This window comes from Archangium violaceum (genome assembly GCF_016887565.1).
GTDB lineage: Bacteria > Myxococcota > Myxococcia > Myxococcales > Myxococcaceae > Archangium > Archangium violaceum_B.
The window spans coordinates 2,493,999-2,516,713 of record NZ_CP069396.1; the positions used below are offsets into that span (position 1 = coordinate 2,493,999).

Below are 22,715 nucleotides of genomic sequence, written 5' to 3' on the forward strand. Positions count from 1 at the left end.
CTCAGTTCACGGGCTCGCCGGTTCGTTGCTCGTACCAGCGCTGGGGTTCCAGCACCTGCAGGTGGGCACCCTCGGGTGTCACCTCCACGCCCACGGGCACCGTTCCCACCTTCACCAGCAACACGGCCCGGGTGGAGCCCTGGGCGCTGTCCGCCTGACCATGAAGCTCGAGGCCCTCGCCCCGGGCCCGCAGCTTCGTCAGCTTCGCGCCGTCCTCTCCCATCGACACGTCACCGGAGACCTTCAAGTCCCTGGCGGTGAGCAGGGGTGACAACACGTGGGGCAGGCTGCCCTGGTCGGTGAGCAGGGCGATGAACGGGGCGGCGTTGGAGAAGCTGCCGCTGAAGCGTGCCGTGATGCGAGGGGACGACAGGGACAGGGTGGCCTCCGGGAAGGCGAGGGTGCCATTCCAGGCGAGCTCGTGGTCCTTCCCGGTCCGGACGGAGACATCGCGCAGCACCAGGCGGGTTCCATCCAGCTTCACCGTATCGCGGTGCACGCCCAGCTTCCGCGCGTCGACGTCCAGCAGGACGCGCCCGCGCAGGAGGGTGCCTCCCCAGCGGGACTGGAGGTTCTCCGTGCTCAGCTCCAGGTGCGCGGTGCCCCGGCCTTCCCCGGGGTTGCCACGGGTCGAACCCTCCAGGCTCGCCTGGCCGGACTCTACCTGGAAGCCTTGTCCCGTCCACGCGTTGAGCACGCGCAGATCCAGCGGGTTGCTCCGCGCCGCGTGCAGCTCCATCCGCATGTCCGGCAGCTCCCGGCCCAGGCGCGCCGTCTTCGATACCAGCACGATGCGCGCCTCCGACGTCTCCAGCAGTTGTCCCTTTCTGCTCTCCACCCGCACGGGTGACAGGGTGAGGCGGAGCCCGACCCGGGCCGGCTCGTCCCCGGCCGCGCGTACGTCTCCCTCCAACCGCCAGGGCGCTCGCAGGCGCAGCGGTCCCACCGGCAGGGTGATGGCCTCTCCCGACCCCTTCAGCCGGCTGCCCGGTGCGAGGTGTCCATCCTGGATGCGGACGTCCACCTCCACCCGTCCCGCGCCACCCTCCAGTCTGGCTCCCGCCAGCCGGGGGAGCAGCCGTTGCATCGCGCCGAACGAGGGAAGGGCGGCGGAGAGCTGGAGCCGCCCTTCCGTCAGGCCGGAGAGGAGATCCAGCTGCGCACCGGTGCCCTGACGGTGGGCCTCGAGGGTGAACCCGCCCGTGCCTTCCTCCACGTGCGCCATGGCCTCTCCCTGGAGGGTGAGCGCGCCCCGTCCGAGCTTCAGCCGCACGTCACGGATGGAGATGCGCTGCCCCGCCTCCATCTCCATCTCCCCGGTGACTTCCGTGATGCCGGTGAGCCGGACCTCATCCACCTCCAGGGCGTGGACGTCGTGGACCGTCACCCCGTGCAGCATCAGCTTCCACGGGGCGCCCTCCAGCTCCAGCTCGCCCGAGCGGGGTTTGCCGGGGTGGATCCGAACGCGCAGGCCCTGGACGTCGAGCGACTCGGTCTCGAACCGCCGCCTCAGCAGACCCAGGAGGGACAGGTTCACCTCCGCCCTGTCGATGTCGAGCCGCCAGTGGCCGTCCCCCGGCTCCTGCCGTGTCAATGTCAGCTCACGGACATGGACGGTCCCGGGAACCACGCTCCAGCCGTGGCTCCAGCCCACCTGCATGCGATCGGCGAACAGCGGGTTGAGCACCCGGGCCAGCAGTCCGGTGGCGAGCAGGACGTTGACGACGGCGTGCAGCAGGAGGAACGCCCCGAGCCCCCACGAGAGCGCGCGGCGCCAGCGTGTCCGGGTCCGGGACGAGGAAGGCGCAGGGGGCGGTCGCATGCGGAGCGCGAGCCTCAGTGCAGCCAACGGTTGTGCGCGCCAGGGATGCGCACGAGCGGCGCGAGCTCCAACACCTGGGCGCCAGTGTCTTCTGGGGAACCTTCCTGAAGGACTGAAAGGATTTCCGCCATGCTGGCCAGGGGGGCGACGGTCCACATCCACCGCAGCTGCTCATCGGTGATCTCGCCCAGCAGCTCGCCGTGCTCCTCGTCCACCACGGGCAGTTGGCGCACTCCGTACTGCTGCATCACTCGGAGCGCGGCCACTACCGTGTCCTGAGCGAACAGCATGACCGCCCCCACTACCCGCGCCTCCACCTCGTCCTGCCCTCGCCCGTCCACGCCCCGACCTCCACCCGTGTGACTCCTGGTACCGGCTACCTAGCAATCCCCCTGCCATGGGCCGCGGGGCTCGGGAGGTCGACCATGAAAAGCTGGAAAACGCAATAAACGCGAATTACAAGGAGCCAATCCTCATCACCGAAAGGGAACACGACCGTGGACAATCGTCGACGTGAGGGAATGCCATGGGGGAGAGGCCGGCAGCTGACAGTCGCGGCAATGGCCGCCACGCTCATCGCATGCGGGGTGGACGCGGGCGGGCCGGAGGAGCACCCGGGCGCGGCGCGGCAGGCCCTCACGACCTTGAATCCGTCGGAGGACTCCTACGCTCATGAGAGCAATGTGTCGTCCAACTACGGCTCGAGCACGTCGTTGTACGTCAAGAACGACGTGGGCGTGAGCCGCCATGCCTACCTGAAGTTCAATCTGAGCGGGCTCTCTGGCGTGACGAGCGCCAGACTGCGGGTGTACGGCAGCGCGTCGGCGGCCACGACGCTGACGGCCTCCCAGACGGCGGACACCTGGACGGAGTCGACCCTCACCTGGACCAACAAGCCCGCCGTGGGCTCCCTGGTGGGCAGTGTGCCGATCAACACCACCGCGAAGTACTACGACATCGACGTGACGTCCTACGTGAGCGCCCAGGCGAGCGCAGACGGCACGGTCTCGTTCGTGCTGCAGGAGACCGTGGGGAAGTACACCACGTTGAACAGCAGCGAGAATGCCTCGAACCCTCCCCAGTTGGAGATCACCGCCGACGGCGGCGGTGGCGGCGGCGACACCCAGGCTCCCTCGGTGCCCACGAACCTGAAGGCCACCGTGGTGTCCAGCAGCCAGCTCGACCTGAGCTGGAGCGCCTCGACGGACAACGTCGGGGTGACCGGCTATGAGCTCTACCGCAATGGCGCCTTCCTGAAGAACGTCAGTGGCACCTCGGCGAGCGATACGGGACTGGCGGCCTCGACGACCTACAGCTACTCCGTGAAGGCCCGGGACGCGGCGGGCAACGTCTCCAGTGCCAGCAGCACGGTCAGCGCCACCACCTCGAGCGGTGGCTCGACCTCCTGCACCAATGCGCTGAGCACCACCGCCGCCATCCAGAACGCGATGAAGAACGCGGCTCCCGGCGCCACCCTCCTCATCGCTCCGGGAACCTATACCGGAAGCCGGAGCACCAGCGGAGACCCCGGAGGCCAGGGCCTGTTCTACTCGGGCCAGAGCGGCACGGCTTCCAGCCCGATCGTCATGAAGAGCTGCGACCCGAGCAATCCGGCCACCCTTCGCGGTGTCGCGGTCAACGATGGCTCCTATGGCATCCATCTGACCGGGGACTATTGGCAGATCCGGGATCTCATCATCACCAACGCGCAGAAGGGCGTGATGATCGACAACGGCAATCGCAACGTGCTGAGCAACCTCGAGGTCCACGTCATCGGCGACGAGGGCGTGCACTTCCGCGACGGCAGCTCGTACAACACCCTGGAGAACTCCAGGATCCACGACACGGGCAGGTATCAGGCGGCCTACGGTGAAGGCGCCTATGTCGGCTCGGATGCCAGCTCGGCGTACGAGCACGTCGTCATCGGCAACGTCATCCGATACACGAACTTCGACGGCGGCATCACGGCGGAGCACATCGACATCAAGGAAGGCGCGGACGGCACCCTCGTGGAGCACTGCACATTCAATGGCACGGGCATCTCCGGAGCCAACAGCGCCGACAGCTTCGTGGACGTGAAGGGCGTCAACACCCTCATTCGTTACAACCAGGGCTTCCGGAACGGGAACACCCTGGTCGTGGATGCCTTCCAGGTCCGCACGCACGGCACGGGCTATGCGACGGGCGTGAACAACAGCTTCCACGACAACACCGTGGACCTGGATGATTCAGCGGGCTACGTGGTGTACGCCACGAGCGCGGCCCAGGGGACGACCGCGGCCAATGACGTCCGCATCGGCGGTGGGAACCTCTACAACAGCAACGTGAACAGGTGAGAGGGGGCTGAGCCCCGGCCCTCGCGCCTCTCAGGGCTTCGCGTCGCGCAACCACCAGACGGAGTAGGTGTGCACGCGTCGCCCGCGGAAGTCGGCGGGCAGCTCCACCGGACCCTCCACCGAGGAGAAGCGCGCGGTCAGCTCCTCGGGAGGTGTCTCCCCATTGGAGACCCACAGCGCATCCCGCCCAGGGGACACCCCGGGCTCCGCCCAGAGGTCGTACTGGCTGCGGCGGGCCTGGCCCGCGGTGTCCGTGGTGAACCGCGAGTAGTAGGCCACCTCGGAGGCGAGCTGGTAGCTGGGCGCGTACGCCACGGCCACCTCGTCGCGCTTGAGCCCGGGGAAGAGCTTCGAGGGCTCGCCGAGCCGGGACAGCTCCGCCCAGCCGTGGGTGCGCATCAGGATGACGTCGCGCTCGAAGCGCAGCACCGGGAAGAGGATGTGCGAGGTCACCGCGAGCACCACGGCCACGTTGGCCAGGGCCGCCGCGCGGAACCACCCGGGGCGCATGCCGGCGACTCCCACGCACGCGGAGAGGTATGCGGCGGCCGGCCAGTTGGCCTCGCCCCGGGTGCGGATGGCCGCGTAGCCGAACAGGAGCAGGGGCGCCGCCGCCGCCGCGCGCAGGAGGAACTGCTCCCGGGGGCCTCGCAGGACGTACACCGCCGTGAGCGGGAACAGCACCGCGCCCCCGAGCGCCAGCTGGCCCGCGAGGAACTCGCCGAAGGTGCGCCACCCGCCCGTGCCCCCGAGGCCGTGCTTGAGCTGGAAGGCGAAGCCCACCCAGTCGTTCCGGGCGTTCCACAGCACCACGGGCAGGAAGAGGAGCACGCCGAGGAGCGCGGTGAGCCACGCTCCGGCCGGCAGGCGGCGCGCGCGCACGCAGGCGGCGACGAAGGCCGCGGCGAGCAGCACCCCCGGGTACTTGGACAGCAGCGCCAGTCCACAGGCCAGCCCCGCGAGCACCCACCGCTCGCGGTACAGGGCCCAGAGGGCGAGCACCCAGCACAGCAGCAGGGGCGTGTCCGGGGTGGCCCACACGCCGGCGAGGATGCCCGCGGGTACGACGCTCCACAGGGCAGCCGCGCGCCAGGCCGCCTCGCGTTGGCCGTATACGTCCCGGGCGAAGCCCCACACGGCCGCCACGGTGCCCGCGCCACAGAGCAGCGCCGTGAGCCGCACCCCGAGCACGGCGATGAGCCAGGCCACCAGGGGCGGGTGGTCGTAGTAGCCCCCGTCGAGGTGCTGGGCCCATTGCCAGTAGTAGGCCTCGTCGAAGTAGACGTCCGTGCCGAGCCCGAGCACGAGCCGCACCCCGAGGCTCACCGCCAGCAGCACGAGGCTGAACGTCACGGGGGAGGGGGCTCGGGTGGGGATGGGCTCGGCCACGACCCTGGACAAAGCGCAACCGGGAGCGTTTGCCCAGTCCCTTTTCCGCCCGGCCCTGAACGTTCGGGGGCTCCCGGGAGCACGGACCCACAGAGGAGCTTGCCCGCGCGGCGTGTGCCTCTTATCACGGTGGCCCCCCCTGCTTCAGGAGCGTCCCATGGCCCAGACTCCGCCCTCCGGTGCGAACAACCGCCTCGCGCGAGAGCCCTCCCCCTACCTGCGCCAACACGCCTCGAATCCGGTGGACTGGTACCCCTGGGGGGAGGAGGCCTTCGCCAGGGCCCGGGCGGAGAACAAGCCCCTGCTCCTCTCGGTGGGCTACTCCGCCTGCCACTGGTGCCACGTGATGGCCCACGAGTCCTTCGAGAATCCCGACATCGCCCGGTTGATGAACGAGTGGTTCATCAACGTGAAGGTGGACCGCGAGGAGCGGCCGGACGTGGATCAGATCTACCAGGGCGTGGTGCAGCTGATGGGGCAGGGGGGCGGGTGGCCGCTGACGGTGTTCCTCACGCCGGACCTGCTGCCCTTCTACGGGGGCACGTACTTCCCGCCGAGTGACAGGTACGGGCGGCCGGGCTTCCCCAAGGTGCTGGAGGCGCTGCACGAGGCCTGGGTGACGAAGCGGGAGGAGGTGCTGCGCCAGTCGGAGGAGTTCCGCGAGGGGCTGGGCGAGCTGGCCGGCTACGGCCTGGACGCGGCGCCCGCGGCGCTGAGGCCTGAGGACATCGTGGCGATGGCCGAGTCCATGCTGAAGCGGGCGGACCCGGTGAACGGGGGCTTTGGCGGAGCGCCCAAGTTCCCCAACCCGATGAACGTGGCGGTGCTGCTGCGGGCCTGGCGGCGCGACCGCGGGAACGAGGCCGCGAGGAAGGCGGCGCTGCTGACCCTGGAGCGGATGGCGCTGGGCGGCATCTACGACCAGCTCGGGGGAGGCTTCCACCGGTACTCGGTGGACGAGCGGTGGACGGTGCCGCACTTCGAGAAGATGCTGTACGACAACGCGCAGCTGCTGCACCTGTACACCGAGGCGTTCCAGGTGGAGCCCCGTCCGCTGTGGCGCAAGGTGGTGGAGGAGACGGCGGAATACGTGCGGCGCGAGATGACGGACGCGCGCGGCGGCTTCTACGCCACCCAGGACGCGGACAGCGAGGGCGAGGAGGGGAAGTTCTTCGTCTGGAAGCCCCAGGAGGTGCGCGAGGTGCTGGCGCCCGAGCTGGCCGAGCTCGCGCTGCGCTACTTCCGCATCACGCCCGCGGGCAACTTCGAGCACGGGGCGACGGTGCTGGAGGCGGTGGTGCCGGTGGAGACGCTGGCGAAGGAGCTCCAGCTTCCCGTGGAGGAGACGGAGCGCCGGCTGGGCGAGGCCCGGCGGCGGCTCTTCGAGGCCCGGGAGAAGCGGGTGAAGCCGGGGCGGGACGACAAGATCCTCGCGGGGTGGAACGGGCTGATGATCCGGGGTCTGGCCTTCGCGGGGCGCGTCTTCGAGCGGGCGGACTGGGTGGATCTGGCGCGGCGGTCGGCGGACTTCCTGCTGTCGGAGCTGTGGGATGGACAGCGACTGCTGCGCTCGTACCAGGAGGGGCAGGCGCGCATCCCGGGCTTCCTCGAGGATTATGGTGACCTGGCCTCGGGGCTCACGGCGCTGTACCAGGCCACCTTCGAGCCGAGGTACCTGGAGGCGGCGGAGGCGCTGGTGAAGGCGGCGGAGGCGCTCTTCTGGGATGGAGAGAAGCGGGCGTACCTGACGGCGCCGAAGTCACAGCAGGACCTGGTGGTGGCGACCTACGCGACGTTCGACAACGCCTTCCCCTCGGGGGCATCGACGCTGACGGAGGCGCAGGTGGCGCTGGCGGCGCTCACGGGGAACAAGCAGTACCTGGACCTGCCGGAGAGCTACGTGTCCCGGATGAGGGACCAGTTGCGGCAGAACCCGATGGGCTACGGACACCTGGGCCTGGCCGCGGACGCGCTGATGGAAGGGGCGCCGAGCCTCACCTTCGCGGGGACGCGGGAGACGGTGGCGTCGCTGCTCTCCGCGACGCGGACCACCTACGCGCCCACGGTGGCCCTGGCCTGGAAGGACCCGGGGGCTCCCGTGCCACCGTCGATGCGAGAGACCTTCGAGGGCCGCGGGCCGGTAGGCGGCCGCGGAGCCGCCTACCTGTGCCGCCACTTCGCCTGCGAGCCGCCCGTCACGGAGACGGGCGAGCTCGCGAGGAAGCTCGCCCTGGTGCCAGCGCCCTAGAAGAGCTTGAGGACGCCGGGCTGGGTGGCGGTGTTGCCCGGCGTGCTGAGGCGCTGGTTCTTCAGCGTCAGCGTGTTCTCGACGCCGTAGGCCGTGGCCGCCGGGCAGGCGCCCAGGGCGCCGATGTAGCGCGCCTGGCGGGCATCGGCGGTGGCGCGCGGGCGCACCACGATGCCATTGAGGGAGACGGTGGTGCCGCGGTCATCCGTGTCGAAGGTCGTCGCCGCCCTGAAGCCAATCGACATCGTGAGCCCGTCACCCGAGACATCCACGGTGACCTGCTCCGACACGGCGTTGGTGGGATCGTCCGTGACGAGCGTGCCGGCGGGGGCCCTGTCGTTGTCCGTGTCCGGGGCGGACGCGGTGGCCGTCTGGCAGTTGGCCGTGCCCGGGACGATCTCCACCGGCCGGTTGAAGGTGATGATGAGCTTGCCGTTCGCGCCCACCAGCACGTTCGGGTCATCGATGTTGGAGCGCACCGCGTAGAGGGTGGGGTCCGTCGTGCCACTGGCCGACAGCGCGATCAGCTGATCGCCCTGGCTCACGCCCGCCACGATGTTGGCCTGGCCCGCCAGCGTCCGCCCATCCAGGGGCTGGCTCAGCACCGCCTCGCAGTGGTAGCTGGCGCCGTTGACGAGCTGCGCGCCCGGGATGACCGCCACGCCATCGTCACCCGTGGTGGCGCTGACGGTGGTGGTGCTGGTGTTCTTCGGCGTGAGGAACTCGCCATCGACCTGCAGCGAGTTGTCATTCACCGCCAGGTACTGGCAGAAGACCTGGGTCTTGGCGACCGGCTGGTTGCCGTAGCTCACGTTGAACCGGTAATCCACCGAGAAGCCCTTGGGGAACAGCCGGATGTTGGCCACCCGCTGCGAGTGCTCGATGTCGTCGTCGAGCTCCTCGTACGTGTACTCCCCGACGAACCGCTCGTAGTTCGGCGCCTGCGCGAAGATCGGGATGGTCATCCCCTCGGGGATGTCCTCGAGCTGGAAGCACCCGTCCGCCTCGATGGCGTTCTTCTCGGTCAGATCGCCGCTGCCGCACGGCTTCGCGCGGCGGAACTCGCCGTCGATGACGGCGTACACCTGGCTCTGGCTGTCCTTGTCGTCGTCGACGTTCTGCTTGTCGCCATCGGCCTTGAAGAAGTTCAGCCGCTGCCCGCTCTGCCCATCCACCACGAAACCGACGAGCCGGCCATGGTTGGTCTCCCGATCGCAGCCCGCGAGGGCCAGCACCGAGACCACCAGGAACTTCTGAGTCAACTTGTTCATGGAACCCCCGTTACAAACGCCATAAAGGCGGGGGTTGAATAGTCGACTTCCAGACGCATTGCCAAGGGGGGCCCCCTGGCGGGGTCCTACTTCACCTCGACGACCTTGAGCTGGCCGATGAGGGGCGTGATTTCCGCGTTTCCCTCCAGGCCCACGCCGAAGTGGGTGGCATCCGCGACCACCTGGTTGAAGGTGGGATCCATCTGGGTCCACTCGCCCACGAAGGCCTCCACCCACTCGTGCCAGTAGAGCGCCGGCACGCCGTCCTGGTTCACCATGTAGATGACGCCGTCCACGCGCCGGGCGGGGATGCCGACCGCGCGCAGCAGCGACACCGTCAGCAGCGAGTGCTCCGTGCAGTCACCCTTGCGTTGGCGCAGCACGTCCGTGGCCCGGTCCGCGCTCGCCCCGTAGTCCTTCTGCAGCGTGGTCGCCACCCAGGTGACGATCTTCTTCGCCGCCGTGTAGGCGTCCTTCTCGCCTCCCACGAGCTGCTCGGCCTGCTCGCGGATGCGCGGGTTGTCGCTCTCGATGATGATGGACGTCTCAAGGTTCTTGCCCCCCTCGGGGTCCGCGAGCGGCCGAGGCTTGAGGCTCTTCGGCTCGGGCGCCTTCGCGGACAGCGTCACCTGCACGCTCCCGTCCGGCCGCGGCTGGTACTTCTGCCGGTAGGTGTCCCGCTGGAACTTCTCCGGCAGGTCCTTCATCACCAGCGTCACCTTGCCGGGAATGGTGTGCGCCTCGGGAGGCAGCGCCCGGGGCAGCACCACACGCGTGAGGCCGAACACCTCCACCGTGTCCAACCGCTTCGCCACCTCCTCGGGCTCGGCACGGGCCTTCATCGTCTGCCCGTACTCCAGCTCCAGCGTCCGTCCGTCCTCGGCCACGTACGCCGTGACGGGCACCTTCTCCTTCTCCGAGACGCTGACGGCCTTGCCCACCTTCACCTTCACCCCGCTCACGAGCCGCTCCTCGGTGGGCCGCACCGTGGTGCTGAGCTTGTACGTGCCGAGGTCCGTCCCATCCAGCATGCTGCCGTCCACGTTCGCCTGGCGCAGGATGGCCACGCGCACCTGGTCGGCGTCCTCCACCACCTCCGTGGTGGGCGGCAGGTTCACCGTCTCGTCCGCCAGTCCCGGCCGCTTGCGCACCACGCTCACCCCGGTGGGCGAGGCGGTGCCCACCAGCGTCTGCGTGCCGCCGTCCCCGCGCTGCTCGATGGTGAAGGCCACCAACCGCCCCCGGGGGCCGGCCTCGTAGATGCGCTCCTCCCGGTGGACGCGCTCCGACACCCGCGTGCCCACGTTGGCCTTGAAGTGCAGCTCCTGGATGCTGCGCACCCGGTCCGCGCGGCCCGGGATGGGGGCCAGGTCGGTGAAGACGTAGCCCACCTTCTTGTCCACCAGGTACAGCCCCATGTACTCGCCGCCCTGGGGCCGGCGCGCCTTGAGCACGTCGGAGACGGCGGCAGGGGCCTGCTGGGCCTGCTGTTGCGCCTGGGGCCTGGGGGCCTCGGGCGCGTTGTGCTGCTGCTTGCACTGCACGAGCGCCAGGCTCAACAGCGCGGCGCTCAGCGGGAGGAGGGCATGTCTTCTGGGCAGTCGCATCGCTCAGGGCGCTCCGGCGCGGGGCCTGGAGCCTCTTCTTAGAGTCGCTTGGTGAGCATGATCAGGTCGTCGCCGACCTTGTAGAAGTCACGGATGCGCGCCTCCTCGTTGTACTTCATGGAGGCGTAGAAGCCGCGGGTGGGGCCGTAGGCCTCGGTGGCGCTCGTCTCCACGCGGATGAGCCGGGCCTTCTGGCGCCGCAGGTCTCCCTCCATGCCGGAGATGAGCGAGGCGCCCACGCCCTGGCCGCGCACCGCCGGGTCCGAGGCGATCCAATACAGGTCGTACGTCCCCTCCGTCATCGGCGTGGGGCCGTAGCACACGTACCCCACCAGCTTGCCGTCCCGGTCCGCGACGAGGATCTTGTAGTCCTGGTTATTCGGCTGAAGCGCGAGATCGACGAGCTCGATTGCGACCGTTACTTCTTCCGGCGAGAACGTTTCGATTCGCTGGATCAAGGAAGCGAGCTGCTCCCGGTCCTTTCCTTCGAGTGGTCGGATGTCCATGGGCTCTCTCCAGGGCGATCTCCACCAGCCGGGTGGCCAGGGCGGGGTAGTCGATGCCGGCCGCGCGCGCGGCCTTGGCGAATCCCGCGTCCGGATGAAGGTCGCAGTTGGGGTTGATGTCTATGACGTACGGCACGCCCTCGGGTGACACCCGGAGGTCCACGCGCCCGTAGTCCTGGCACTCGAGGGCGGCGAAGGCGTCCACCGCCGTCTTCACCAGACGGGCCTCCAGCGCGGCGTCCTCCAGCTGACAGGGCGCCGAGGGGCTGTCCTGGTAGTCGGGCGAGTTGGACTCCCACTTCGCCGCGTAGGTGACGATGTTGGGCCGGTCCTCGAAGTGCTTGCCGAAGCGGATCTCCGTGAGCGGCAGCGCCCGGCGCGGGTTGTTGCCCAGCAGCGGCACGTAGATTTCACGCCCGGGGATGAACTGCTCCACGAGGGCGGGCTGGTGGAAGGTGCGCAGCACCGCCTCCACCGCGCGGCCCAGGGCGGCGCGGTCGTGCACCACCGAGTCGCCCGTAATCCCCATGCTGGCGTCCTCTCGCGCGGGCTTGACGATGAGCGGGAAGGGCAGGTCCACCGTGCCCACGTCCTCGAGCCGGTCCACCCGCGCGAAGCCCGGGGTGGACACCCCGCGCACCTTGAGCAGCTCCTTGGCCTTGTCCTTGTGCAGCGCCAGGCCCAGGGACAGGGCCGGCGAGCCGGTGTAGGGCAGCCCGAGCATGTCCAGCAGGCAGGGGATGACCATCTCGCCCCGGCTGTCCGCGGCCACGGACTCGCAGAGGTTGATGACCAGGTCGGGCTGCATCCGGGCGAGCACGTCCACGAACTCCAGCCGGGAGCCCTCGACGGCGAGCGGCTCGGCGTGGGTATCGCCCCGGGTGAGTGCCTCGGACAAGGCGGAAGCCACGCGCGTCACGTCTTCTCGCGCCTCCCGACCCGGGTCGTCCTCCAACAGCTCATGGTCTCGGTTGTACAGGATGGCGATATGCATGCGTGGCGCTGGGTACGGCAGGGTTAGCACGTCCCCCTGGGGGATGACAGTTCACAGATGGGCCGATTGGCTGGCCGCCAGGCAGTTCCCGGAAGTATGAGAGGAGAACCATGCGGATTCGCGACCCCATCCACGGCACCATCGACGTGAGTGACGAGGAGAAGGCCGTCATCGACAGTCAGTTCTACCAACGACTGCGTCATGTGCGGCAGTTGGGGTTCGGTGACCTGGCATTCCCGGGTGCAACCCACACCCGGCATGCCCACTCGCTCGGCGCGATGAGCGTGGCCTCCCGGGTGTTCCACGCCGTGACGGCCCGCTCCGAGCTTCCCCTGGAGGTGAGGAGCCGCTTCGCCGCCGCGGTGCGTCTGGCCGTCCTCTGTCATGACCTGGGGCACATGCCCCTCTCCCACGCCTCCGAGCGTATCGCGCCTCCGCGGGCCTCGTTGCGGCTGCCCTCCTGGCTGGACGCCGTGGCGGAGGGCGAGCAGGCCACGCACGAGGACTTCACCGCCAAGCTCCTGCTCGACAGCTCGCTCACGCCCATCATCGAACAGCGCTATGGACCCCAGGGCATCACCCCCATGGCCGCGGTGGGGCTCATCACCGGCGCCAGGCCCCCGCAGGACCCGGGCTTCTCGCACGCCGGGGTGGACTGGACGCCGCTGCTGCGCGCCATCGTCTCCGGGGAGCTCGACGCGGACCGCATGGACTACCTGGTGCGCGACTCCTTCTATACGGGAGTCAACTATGGCCGGTACGACATGGATTGGATCATCTCCAATCTCAACCCGGCGATGAAGGACGGGCGCGCCTACCTGGCGCTGAGCCGGGCGGCGGCCTTCGCCTTCGAGGACTTCCTCCTCAGCCGCTACCACATGTTCATCTCGGTCTATTACCACCACACCTCGGTGAACTTCGATTACATGCTGCGGCGCTACTACGAGGAGGCGCCCGGCGAGTTCGAGATTCCCTCCGACCCCGAGGCCTTCCTCACCTGCGACGACGTGGCGCTCTGGTACACGCTGCGGCGCTCGAAGAACCGGTGGGCCCAGCGCATCTCCACGCGCCAGGGCTTCAAGCTGCTGGCGCAGTTCACCGAGCGGGACGTGGGCTACGACCTGGACGTGCTGCGCAGCGCGCTCGTGACGGGCGGTTTCGAACATTTCACGGTGGAGTCGCGCGGGGTGCTGTCCAAGTACTTCTCGGAGGGCTCGGGCCCCAGCCTCTTCATCGTCGACAGGTCCACCGGTCGGCTGACGGAGGTGGCGCGCTACACGCCGCTCTACCAGCGCTACAGCGGCGCGGTGCGGCTGTCGCGCCTGTACGTGCGTCCGGACCAGATCGAAGACGCGCGCAACATGATGGCCCGGCTGTTGGGCCAGACGGTGCAATCATGAGTGAAGCGTTTCCTGGAATGCCGCCGCCTCCTCCCGTCGCGGCGACGAGGCCCGCGTCGGTGGTGGTGCTGTACCGGAATGCACCCGGAGGTGTGGAGGTCTTCTGGGTGAAGCGCGAGAAGGCGCTCGCCTTCGCCGGGGGCTTCTACGCCTTCCCGGGTGGCAAGGTGGACAAGGCGGACGCGGAGGTGCCGGTGCGCGGGGCCTCGGGGCAGGAGGCGGCGCTCCGGGTGGCGGCGGCGCGCGAGCTGCTCGAGGAGACCGGGGTGCTGGTGGCCGGGGGCGCCGAGCGTCTGACGCCGGACGTGGTGCGGGAGCTGCGCCTCGCGCTGCTGGAGAAGCGGGCCACGTGGCCGGAGCTGCTCCAGCGGCACGGCCTCACGCTGAGGGCGGAGGACTTCCCGGACGCGGGGCGGTGGGTGACGCCGGAGTTCGCTCCCGTCCGCTTCGACACGTTCTTCTACCTGGTGGAGGCACCGGCGCACGCCCGGGCGGAGTGGCTGGCCGGAGAGCTGTCGGAGGCGGCGTGGGTGAAGCCCTCCGAGGCGCTCGCGCGCTGGGAGCAGGGGACGGCGCTGCTGCACCCGCCCGCCCTGCACGTGTTGAGGGTGATGGAGGACTTCGACTCGCCGGAGCGGGCCCTGGCGCGTCTGCGCGAGCAGCCGCACTGCCCGGACTTCATCGCGCAGCGCATCGAGTTCCACCAGGGCGTGCGGGTGTTCCCGCTGCGGACGGCCACGCTGCCACCGGCCACGCACACCAACGCGTACGTGCTGGGCAATGGCGAGCTGCTCATCGTGGACCCGGGAGCGGACGACGAGGCGGAGGTGGCGCGGCTGCTGGCGATGGTGGAGGGGCTGGTGGCGGACGGGTGCCGGGTCAAGGCCGTGCTGCTGACGCACCACCATGGAGACCACGTCGGCGGAGTGGGCCTGGTGAAGGCGCGGTTGGGCGTGCCGCTGTGGTGCCACGCACGGACGGCGGACCGGCTGGACGTGCCGACGGAGCGGCTGCTGGAGGATGGCGAGGTGCTGGAGCTGGCGGGGACGCCGGTGCAGCGCTGGCGGGTGCTGTACACGCCGGGACACGCCCGCGGCCACCTGACCCTCGTGGACGAGCGCACGCACGCGGCGGTGGTGGGGGACATGGTGGCGAGCGTGGGCACCATCGTCATCGATCCGCCCGAGGGCGACATGGGCGAGTACCTGAAGCAGCTCGCGCGGCTGCGGGACTGGCCGGTGACGACGCTGCACCCGTCGCACGGGGCGGCGATTCCGGACGGGCCGGGGAAGCTCCAGGAGTACCTGGACCACCGGGCGGCGCGCGAGGCGCGCATCGTGGAGGCGGTTCCGGCGGAGGGCGCGACGCTCGCGGACGTCGTGGAGCGTGCGTACGCGGAGACTCCGCCGTTTCTTCACCCCGTGGCGGAGCGAAGTGCGCTGGCGGTCCTGCTGAAGCTGGAGCAGGAGGGCCGGCTGCGGGAGTCCTCCGGCCGCTACTTCCGGGTGTGAACGGGGGACGTGCGGAAAGAAGGTACGGGCGCGGGCGGTTGACGCATGATGCGCCCCATGTCGCGACCGCCCCCCCTGCCGGTCTCCTCCCTGGCTTCCGCCCTCGGGGAGCTCGCGCGCGCGCAGCAGCGTGCCGGCCGCTCCGCCATGCTGGGACTGGCGCTGCTCGGCCTGGTGGCGTTGGCCAGCCCCCTGCTCGCCTACCATGAGGATCTGCGCAACGCCCGCGAGGAGGTGCTCGGGCACCTCTCCAACCAGGCCCATGTCCAGGCCGACGCGCTGGGCGTGCACCTGGGGCTGCTGGAGGCCGAGCTGCGCCGCCTGGCCGAGCACCCCCAGCTGTCCCCCGAGGATGGCCCCTCCATCCTGGAGAAGGCCGTGCTGGACAGGGCCCTCCACCACTCGCCGCTCTTCTCCGAGGGCGTGGCCCTGCTCACCCTCAAGGGGGAGCGCGTGTGGAGCGACCCGCCCCAGATGACGCTGGGGGACTCCTCCCTGAATACCCGCCCCTGGTTCCGCCGGGTGCTGAGCAGCGGTGTGTCGGACATCAGCCTGCTGGAGGGGAACGAAGGGCCCCTGGTGGTGGCGGTGCCCATCGTGCGCGGCGGGCAGGTGCGGGGGTTGCTGGTGGGCGAGCTGAGGGCGGGCGCCCGCCCGCTTCCCGGCGTCCAGTCGGGAGGCGCGGACATGGTGCTGCTGCTGGACGGCAATGGCCAGCTGCTGCTGCCCGCGCCCCTGCCGCGTTTCGTGTGGACCCGGGAGCGCGCCGCGCTCGTGCGCGCCCTGGTCATGGATCCGGGCCCCCTCATCCTGGGGGGCTCACGCATGCTGGGCGCGGCGGCCCCGGTCCCCGCCCCGGCGGGGATCAGCGGCATGGTGCTGGCCGTGCTGGAGAACGAGGAGCGGGACATCGCGCGGCTGCGGCGCCGCTTCCTCGGGCAGTTCCTCTTCCACGTCGCCCTGCTGGGCAGCACCCTGCTCATCTTCACCTTCCTGCTGCGGCGCTCGTACCACTCGCTGATCGCCGCCGAGGATCGGCTGCGGCACCAGGAGACGATGGCCGCGCTGGGTTCCGCCAGCCAGCTCATCGCCCATGAGGTGAAGAACGCCCTCAATGGCATCCAGGCCGCGCTCTCCCTGTTACGGCCCGCCGCCTCCGCGGGAGAGGTGGCCCTGCCCGCCCTGCGAGCCCAGGTGCAGCGGCTGGGGCACCTGGCGCGCTCGCTGTTGTCCTTCGGCGCGCCGCGGCCCGCCCTGCGCCGCACCTGCGAGCTGCGCCTGCTGGTGGAGGAGGCCCTGCAGTCGGTGCGCCTGCTGCCGGAGGCCGAGGACGTGCCCGTGTCGGTGGTGCTGGCCGAGGGCGTCACCGTCCAGGCCGACCCGGCGCTGCTGGTGTCCGCCGTCGACAACCTCTTGCGCAACGCGGTGGAGGCGGGCGCGGTGGCGCGCGACACGGGCCTGCGTCCCTCGCCCTGGGTGCGGGTGGCCCTCACGCGCGAGGCGGGCGAGGCCGTGCTGATGGTGGAGGACAACGCGGGCGGGGTGGATCCGGATCTGGAGCCGCGCCTGTGGGAGCCCTTCGCCACCGCGCGGGCCAAGGGCGTGGGCCTGGGTCTGCCCATGGCCCGTGCCGCCGTGGAGGCCCACGGAGGTAGTCTCACCTATACCCGCCTGCCCGACGGCAGCCGCTTCACCCTCCGCCTTCCCCTGGAGAGCACCGCATGAGTTCCTCCCTGCTCCTGGTGGACGATGATCGCACCTTCGCCTCGCTCGCCGCCTCCGTCCTCTCCCAGGAGGGGTTCCGCGTCCGCACGGCCCGCTCGCTGCACGAGACGCGCGCGGCCCTGACGCGGGAGGCCCCCGACCTGGTCATCCTCGACCGCCGGCTGCCGGATGGCGACGGGCTCACCTTCCTGCCCGAACTGCGCGCCCAGGTGCCCGGCACCGTGGTGCTGATGGTGACGGCGCACGGGGACATCGCCAGCGCGGTGGAGGCCATCAAGGCGGGCGCGCGCGACTACCTGTCCAAGCCAGTGGAGCTGGACGACCTGGTGTTGCGCGCGCGCCGCGCCGCCGAGGACATGCGGCTGCAGGAGCGGTTGCGCCGGGCGGAGAGCGCGCTGGAGGGCCGGCGGCGCCTGCTGGTGCCGCACTCGCCCGCCATGCGCCAGACGCTGCTGATGCTCGAGCGCATCGCCACCTCGCCCCGCAGCCCCGTCCTCCTGCTGGGGGAGACGGGCGTGGGCAAGGAGGTGATCGCCCGTCACCTGCACCTGCTGCGCGAGGAGCAGGGGCCCTTCGTCCACGTCAACTGCGCCGCCCTCCCGGACACCATGGTGGAGAGCGAGCTGTTCGGCCACGAGCGGGGTGCCTTCACCGATGCGCGCACCGCCCGGCGCGGCCTGGTGGAGGTGGCCAACGGAGGCCTGCTCTTCCTCGACGAGGTGGGAGAGCTGCCGCTGCCGTTGCAGGCCAAGCTGCTCACCTTCCTGGACAAGGGCGCCTTCCGGCGGCTGGGGGGCAGCACCGAGCTGAGCAGCAGTGCGCGCGTGGTGGCCGCCACCAACCGCAACCTCACCGAGGAGGTGGCCGCCGGCCGCTTCCGCGAGGACCTCTACTTCCGTCTGAGTGTCTTCAAGGTGGAGGTGCCTCCCCTGCGGTCGCGGCGCGAGGACGTGCTGCCGCTGGCCGAGTCCCTGGTGGTCGAGCTGTGCGCGGAGCTGGGCCGCCGCCCGGTGGGCTTCTCCGCCGCCGCCCGCGAGCGGCTCGCCAGCTACCCCTTCCCCGGCAACGTGCGCGAGCTGCGCAACGTGCTCGAGCGCGCCCTGGTGCTCGAGGCGGGCCCCGCCCTGGAGCTGGAGGCGCTCGCGCCGGGCGGTCCAGGCCCGTCCGCGCTGGGAGATCCCCACGCCTTCGTCGTATCCGGTCCGCCGCTGCCCCTGGAAGCCGTGGAGCGGATGTATGTGCGGCATGTGCTCGGGCTGCTGGACGGGCGCCGGATGGATGCCGCCCGGGCACTCGGCATCTCCTATCCCACCTTCCTTCGACGGCTGGGTGAGGAGTAGGCGCGCGCACGACCGCTAGAACGTGTGCTTCCTTAGAAAGCAGGAATTCAAGGAAGTTTCAGTGCCGCGGGTAGCACTTCAAGATTCTTGAAGTCCCCGTGGCCCTCCCTCGGCCCGCTCCAGAGGGAAGCACGGCTCCACACGCCCGGCATGCCCCTTGCGAAGGGTCGCCGGAACCGCGCGTGCCTCCCGAAAGGAGGCGCGACGCCTTTCGCTGCGTGGAGGCTGAGAGAATCATGGAGTCCAAAGAGCAGAGCGCCGGTTCAGCCGGCTCGCTCAAGGCGGTGCTAGCGAGCGATGTACCCGCCTCCCTGGTGGTCTTCCTGGTGGCCCTGCCTCTGTGCATGGGCATTTCCCTAGCCTCGGGCGCCCCCATCATGGCCGGCCTCATCGCCGGCATCGTGGGCGGCCTGGTGGTCGGGCTGTTCGGTGGTGCGCCGCTGCTGGTGAGTGGTCCGGCCGCGGGCCTGGCGGTGATGGTGTTCGGCTTCATCCAGGAGCTGGGCTTCGCCGCCACCTGTGCCGCGGTGGCCGCCGCGGGCGTGGTGCAGATGGCGATGGGCGGCCTGAAGGTGGCGCGCACCGCGCTGGGCATCTCGCCGGCCGTCATCCACGGCATGCTCGCGGGCATCGGCATCCTCATCGTGCTGGGCCAGCTGCACATCGTGCTGGGCGGCAAGCCGCAGTCCAACGCCTGGGCGAACCTGCGCGAGCTGCCGGAGCAGATCGCCAACCTGCACGGCCCCGCGACGATCCTCGGCCTGCTCACCATCGGCCTGCTGGTGCTGTGGCAGGTGATGCCCAACAGCCGCCTCAAGAAGGTGCCCGGGCCCCTGGTGGCGGTGGTGGGCGCCTCGGCGGCCGCGGCGCTGTGGGGCACGGACGTGGCGCGGGTGCAGCTGTCCGGCAGCCTCTTCGAGAGCATCCAGCTGCCCTCGCTGCCCCAGGGCAACTGGGGTGGCTTCGTGACGGCGGTGCTCTCGCTGGCCCTGGTGGCGAGCGCCGAGTCGCTGCTGAGCGCGGTGGCCACCGACAAGCTGCACACCGGCCCGCGCGCCAACCTGGACAAGGAGCTGTTGGCGCAGGGTCTGGCCAACACCGTCTCGGGTCTGGCCGGTGGCCTGCCCATCACCGGCGTCATCGTGCGCAGCGCCGCCAACATCAACGCGGGGGCCAAGACGCGCATGTCCGCCGTGCTGCACGGCGTGTGGATGCTCCTCTTCCTCTCCCTGCTGGGGGCGTGGTTGGGGCTGGTGCCCCTCACCGTGCTCGCCGGTCTGCTCGTCCACGTGGGCGTGAAGCTGGTGAACATGCACCACATCCAGGAGCTGCGCCGCCGCGGGGAGCTGTCCGTGTACCTGGTGACGGTGGCTGGCGTGGTGGGCATCAACCTGCTGGCCGGCATCGGCATGGGCCTGGCGCTGGCGGTGGCGCGGCTGCTGTGGCGGCTGGGCCGGGTGCAGGTGGAGGTGCGGCGCTCCGGTGACGTGCACCAGGTGCGCGTGGGCGGCGCCCTCACCTTCGTGGGTGTGCCCAGGCTGGCCACCGCGCTCGCCCAGGTGCCCTCCGGCGCCCAGGTGGAGCTGGACCTCGCGGTGGAGACGCTGGACCACTCTGGCTACGAGGCTCTCGAGAGCTGGTGCCAGAACCACCGCAAGACGGGCGGCAAGGTGTGGATGGAGCCGCTCGAAGATGTGTGGACGCGCAAGGGTGCCATTGCGCAGCCGAAGTCCGTTGCCGCTGTTTCCTCCTCTGCGACTCTCTCCTCGGAAGGTGCGTGATGAAGAAGCTCATTCAGGGTCTGCTCGATTTCCAGCGTCACGGTCTCCCCGCCTACCGCGCCACCTTCGCGCGGCTGGCCCATGGACAGTCCCCGGACTGCCTGTTCATCGCGTGCTCCGACAGCCGCGTGGTGCCCAACCTCTTCGTGTCCACGCACCCGGGTGACCTCTTCGTCATGCGCAACGTGGGCAACATGGTGCCGCCCTCGGACTCGGCGGGCCTGTCCCTGAGCGATCGCTCCGAGGCGGCGGCCCTGGAGTTCTCCCTGCTGAACCTGCCGGTGGAGGACGTGGTGGTGTGCGGGCACTCCGGCTGCGGCGCCATGAAGGCGGTGCTGGCGGGGTACAACGACCAGAAGACCCCCAACCTCAGCAGCTGGCTGGACATCGGCCGTCCGGCCCTGGCCGCGATGGCGAACACGAAGGTGGGCGAGGGGCTGCCCCCGGCGGATCGGCTCAGCCAGCTCAACGTGCTGCAGCAGCTCGAGCACCTGCGCAGCTACCCCCTGGTGCGCGAGCGCCTGGAGGCCGGCACGCTGCGGCTGCACGGCTGGTGGTTCGACATCGGCCACGCGCGGGTGCACGTCTACCGCGCGGACCTCGAGCGCTTCATCCCCATCGATGAGCTGGAGGGTGAGCGGATGCTCGCGGAGCTGGGAGCGAAGAGCGCGAACGACTCGAACAGCTCGGCCGCCTGAGCCTCTCGCGGGCCTTGCCCAGGTTCCGGTCCGCCCCCTCCCTGCCCGGGTGGTGGCGGCCGGGGCGAGCTGACGACACAGCGCTTCGACCGCTGGGGTCTTCACTCCGCGGGCCGAGGGCCACGGCCACCCTGGAGCTTCCGCTCACGCCCGACGCGGCCTGAGCGGACCCGGAGCTACCCCCGCGAGGACGCGTCCGCCAGGCGCGTGCTGCTCCCGCGCCGCTTGATGAAGAGGATGATGAGCGGGATGGCCGTCAGCACCGCCTGCGGGACGAGCGACATGGCATCCGGGTAGATGCCCAGCAGGTCGATGGTGACGAAGGGGATGGGCTTGAGCGGCACCAGGGCCACCTCCTGCAGGGCATGGAGCGCCTTGCCCAGCAGGATGATGGCGGTGACCACCAGCAGCACCGTGGACGCCTTGAAGAGCGTCTTCATGGGCAGCTTGTAGCCCACGCGGTTGACGAAGAGGACGAGCGCGGTGAGGGCCACGGCGCCCGCGGCGCAGCCCCAGGCCACGCCCGAGGCCGAGTCCAGCGCGAGCCCCTGCAGGAAGATGGCCGTCTCCACCGTCTCGCGCAGCACGGAGCTGAAGGCGATGCCGAACAGGCCCGCCATGCTGCCGCGGCCCAGCGCCCCCTGCATCTTCTCGCGCAGCTCGCCCATGAACTTGCTCATGTTGGAGCGCGCGTTGAGCCACAGCGCCGCGTACAGCAGCATGCCCACGGCCAGCAGCCCGGCGATGCCCTCGAGCAGCTCGCGGTTGGCGCCGCTGAGCAGGTGCCGCCCGAAGATGAAGGCCAGGGCGCCCACCACCAGCGCGGACACCCAGCCCGCGTGCACCACGCGCGCGGAGGAGGTCGCTTGCATCTTGCGCAGCATGGCCAGCAGCGCGGCGACGATGACGGTGGCCTCGAAGCCCTCGCGCAGGAGGATGAGCAGGGTGAGCCACACCACCGAGACGAAGCCCACCGCGTTGCCGCTGCCGCGGCGCGCCTCGTCCAGCACGGACAGGAGGATGCGGGCCTCGTCCTGCAGGTGCGGGCTCTTCTGCTCGGCGGCCAGCCGCGTGTCCAGGAAGGCCTTCTCCAGCTTGAGCACCAGCTCCGGGCTGCGGGCGCGCAGCATCGGCTCCACCGGCTCCACCCCGTTGAGGTAGGCATCCAGCAGCGCGTTGCGCGCCCCGAGCGAGTCCCCGGCGGCGCCCAGCTTGATGGCCTGCTCCACGTGGTCGCGCGCCGTCAGCAGGCCGCGCTCCGCGTCCACGTCGGGCATCTTGCGGCGCAGGCACGCGAGGTTCTTCTCGCCATGGGCCTGGACCAGGTCCGCATCGGTGGAGTTGGCGAGCTGCTCCAGCGAGACGCTCGGCGGCTTGTCGTCGCACGGGGGCTGGCGGAGGGTGAAGACGTAGAAGGCGACGGCCCAGCGCTCCTGCTCGGAGAGGGTGGGGAAGCCGGGCATGGCCGTGCCGGGCACGCCGAAGCCGGTGGTGTTGAAGGCCTTGTACGGGGTGAGCCCGGCCATCAGGTCCGCGTCGTGGAAGTTGGCCGGCTGGGGCTCCATCGTCCGGGCGATGGACACCTGCGCGCGCCCGTCCGGGCCGTGGCACGCCACGCAGCTCTCCTGGAAGATGGCCTTGCCGCGCTCGAGGTCCGGCGCCAGGCGCGGGCTGCGCGCCAGTCCTCCGGCGAGCACCAGGTCCTCCACCAGCGCCGCGCAGTCGCGGCTCACGCCCTGCGGATCCTCTCCCTTGTCCACGCGGGCCTTGATGTCCTCCAGGCGCGGCAGGAACGCCTCGCCCTGATGGCCCATCTCCCGGGCCGCGTCCGTGGCCTCGGCGATGAAGCTGCGCTGCTCGGCCATCTCGAATTCGGACTTCGACTCGATGGCGTTGGGATAGTCCGCCTCGAGGTACTGGAGGATGCCCACCAGCCGGTGCCAGGAGCGCCCCTCGGAGGCACCCTCGTCAGCGGCAATGGCCAGCGGCGCCGCGATCAACAGGGACAGGAGCAGGAGGCCCGTGTGTTTCACGGTCCATGCTCTACCAGTCCTCGGGGGGTTACTTCAATTTTGAGAATCAAAATC

Annotated in this window: 16 protein-coding genes; 8 read left to right on the forward strand and 8 right to left on the reverse strand. The window is 70.2% G+C overall.

Translation table 11 applies throughout. The features are described from left to right. Window position 1: 1 nt before the first annotated feature. Both JRI60_RS10370 and JRI60_RS10375 read right to left on the reverse strand, forming a co-directional pair. A complete protein-coding gene (locus JRI60_RS10370) occupies window positions 2-1,822 on the reverse strand; it encodes a hypothetical protein (protein WP_204225681.1) in 1,821 nt (606 codons plus the stop codon). A gap of 14 nt (window positions 1,823-1,836) precedes the next feature. Then, complete coding sequence (locus JRI60_RS10375) at window positions 1,837-2,163, reverse strand: CBS domain-containing protein (protein ID WP_239470446.1); 327 nt, start codon at window positions 2,161-2,163, stop codon at window positions 1,837-1,839. Window positions 2,164-2,382: 219 nt separating this feature from the next. On the opposite strand from JRI60_RS10375, the gene JRI60_RS10380 reads away from it, so the two are divergent. Further along, window positions 2,383-4,158 carry a DUF7594 domain-containing protein gene (locus JRI60_RS10380; RefSeq protein ID WP_239470447.1) on the forward strand — a complete coding sequence of 592 codons (1,776 nt, stop codon included), beginning with the start codon at window positions 2,383-2,385 and terminating at the stop codon, window positions 4,156-4,158. Between the two features lie 30 nt (window positions 4,159-4,188). On the opposite strand, the gene JRI60_RS10385 is transcribed toward JRI60_RS10380, so the two are convergent. Continuing rightward, window positions 4,189-5,511, reverse strand: coding sequence for an ArnT family glycosyltransferase (locus JRI60_RS10385; RefSeq protein WP_204225683.1), 1,323 nt, complete (start codon window positions 5,509-5,511; stop codon window positions 4,189-4,191). Between the two features lie 193 nt (window positions 5,512-5,704). On the opposite strand from JRI60_RS10385, the gene JRI60_RS10390 reads away from it, so the two are divergent. After that, window positions 5,705-7,795 (forward strand): thioredoxin domain-containing protein, encoded by a 2,091-nt coding sequence (locus tag JRI60_RS10390; RefSeq protein ID WP_204225684.1) that lies wholly within the window; start codon window positions 5,705-5,707, stop codon window positions 7,793-7,795. On the opposite strand, the gene JRI60_RS10395 is transcribed toward JRI60_RS10390, so the two are convergent. The 4 genes from JRI60_RS10395 to JRI60_RS10410 all read right to left on the reverse strand — a co-directional run bounded on the left by JRI60_RS10395 (window position 7,792) and on the right by JRI60_RS10410 (window position 12,173). Further along, a complete protein-coding gene (locus JRI60_RS10395) occupies window positions 7,792-9,066 on the reverse strand; it encodes a hypothetical protein (RefSeq protein WP_204225685.1) in 1,275 nt (424 codons plus the stop codon). The genes JRI60_RS10390 and JRI60_RS10395 overlap by 4 nt on opposite strands. A gap of 86 nt (window positions 9,067-9,152) precedes the next feature. Next, window positions 9,153-10,673 carry a transglutaminase-like domain-containing protein gene (locus JRI60_RS10400; RefSeq protein ID WP_204225686.1) on the reverse strand — a complete coding sequence of 507 codons (1,521 nt, stop codon included), beginning with the start codon at window positions 10,671-10,673 and terminating at the stop codon, window positions 9,153-9,155. A gap of 38 nt (window positions 10,674-10,711) precedes the next feature. Then, entirely contained in the window at window positions 10,712-11,131 is a 420-nt protein-coding gene (locus JRI60_RS10405) for a GNAT family N-acetyltransferase (RefSeq protein WP_239470448.1), read from the reverse strand. After that, window positions 11,049-12,173, reverse strand: a complete 1,125-nt coding sequence (locus JRI60_RS10410) for a D-alanine--D-alanine ligase family protein (protein WP_239470449.1) — start codon at window positions 12,171-12,173, stop codon at window positions 11,049-11,051. The genes JRI60_RS10405 and JRI60_RS10410 overlap by 83 nt, the downstream gene beginning before the upstream one ends. A gap of 110 nt (window positions 12,174-12,283) precedes the next feature. Here JRI60_RS10410 and JRI60_RS10415 point away from each other — a divergent pair, with 110 nt between their 5' ends. The 6 genes from JRI60_RS10415 to JRI60_RS10440 all read left to right on the forward strand — a co-directional run bounded on the left by JRI60_RS10415 (window position 12,284) and on the right by JRI60_RS10440 (window position 20,628). Continuing rightward, a complete protein-coding gene (locus JRI60_RS10415; protein ID WP_204225688.1) occupies window positions 12,284-13,573 on the forward strand; it encodes an HD domain-containing protein in 1,290 nt (429 codons plus the stop codon). After that, on the forward strand, window positions 13,570-15,084 hold the full coding sequence (locus JRI60_RS10420; protein ID WP_204225689.1) for an MBL fold metallo-hydrolase: 1,515 nt from the start codon (window positions 13,570-13,572) through the stop codon (window positions 15,082-15,084). Before JRI60_RS10415 ends, JRI60_RS10420 begins: the two co-directional genes overlap by 4 nt. 57 nt (window positions 15,085-15,141) lie before the next feature. Beyond that, window positions 15,142-16,809 (forward strand): sensor histidine kinase, encoded by a 1,668-nt coding sequence (locus JRI60_RS10425; protein WP_204225690.1) that lies wholly within the window; start codon window positions 15,142-15,144, stop codon window positions 16,807-16,809. Beyond that, entirely contained in the window at window positions 16,806-18,149 is a 1,344-nt protein-coding gene (locus JRI60_RS10430) for a sigma-54-dependent transcriptional regulator (protein ID WP_204225691.1), read from the forward strand. Before JRI60_RS10425 ends, JRI60_RS10430 begins: the two co-directional genes overlap by 4 nt. Window positions 18,150-18,385: 236 nt before the next feature. Beyond that, the gene (locus JRI60_RS10435) at window positions 18,386-19,930 is read left to right on the forward strand and encodes a SulP family inorganic anion transporter (RefSeq protein WP_204225692.1); all 1,545 of its coding nucleotides are present in this window, start codon (window positions 18,386-18,388) and stop codon (window positions 19,928-19,930) included. After that, window positions 19,930-20,628 (forward strand): carbonic anhydrase, encoded by a 699-nt coding sequence (locus JRI60_RS10440; protein WP_204225693.1) that lies wholly within the window; start codon window positions 19,930-19,932, stop codon window positions 20,626-20,628. Before JRI60_RS10435 ends, JRI60_RS10440 begins: the two co-directional genes overlap by 1 nt. A gap of 176 nt (window positions 20,629-20,804) precedes the next feature. Here JRI60_RS10440 and JRI60_RS10445 read toward each other — a convergent pair whose 3' ends face one another. After that, complete coding sequence (locus tag JRI60_RS10445; RefSeq protein ID WP_204225694.1) at window positions 20,805-22,661, reverse strand: cytochrome c/FTR1 family iron permease; 1,857 nt, start codon at window positions 22,659-22,661, stop codon at window positions 20,805-20,807. Window positions 22,662-22,715 lie beyond the last annotated feature (54 nt).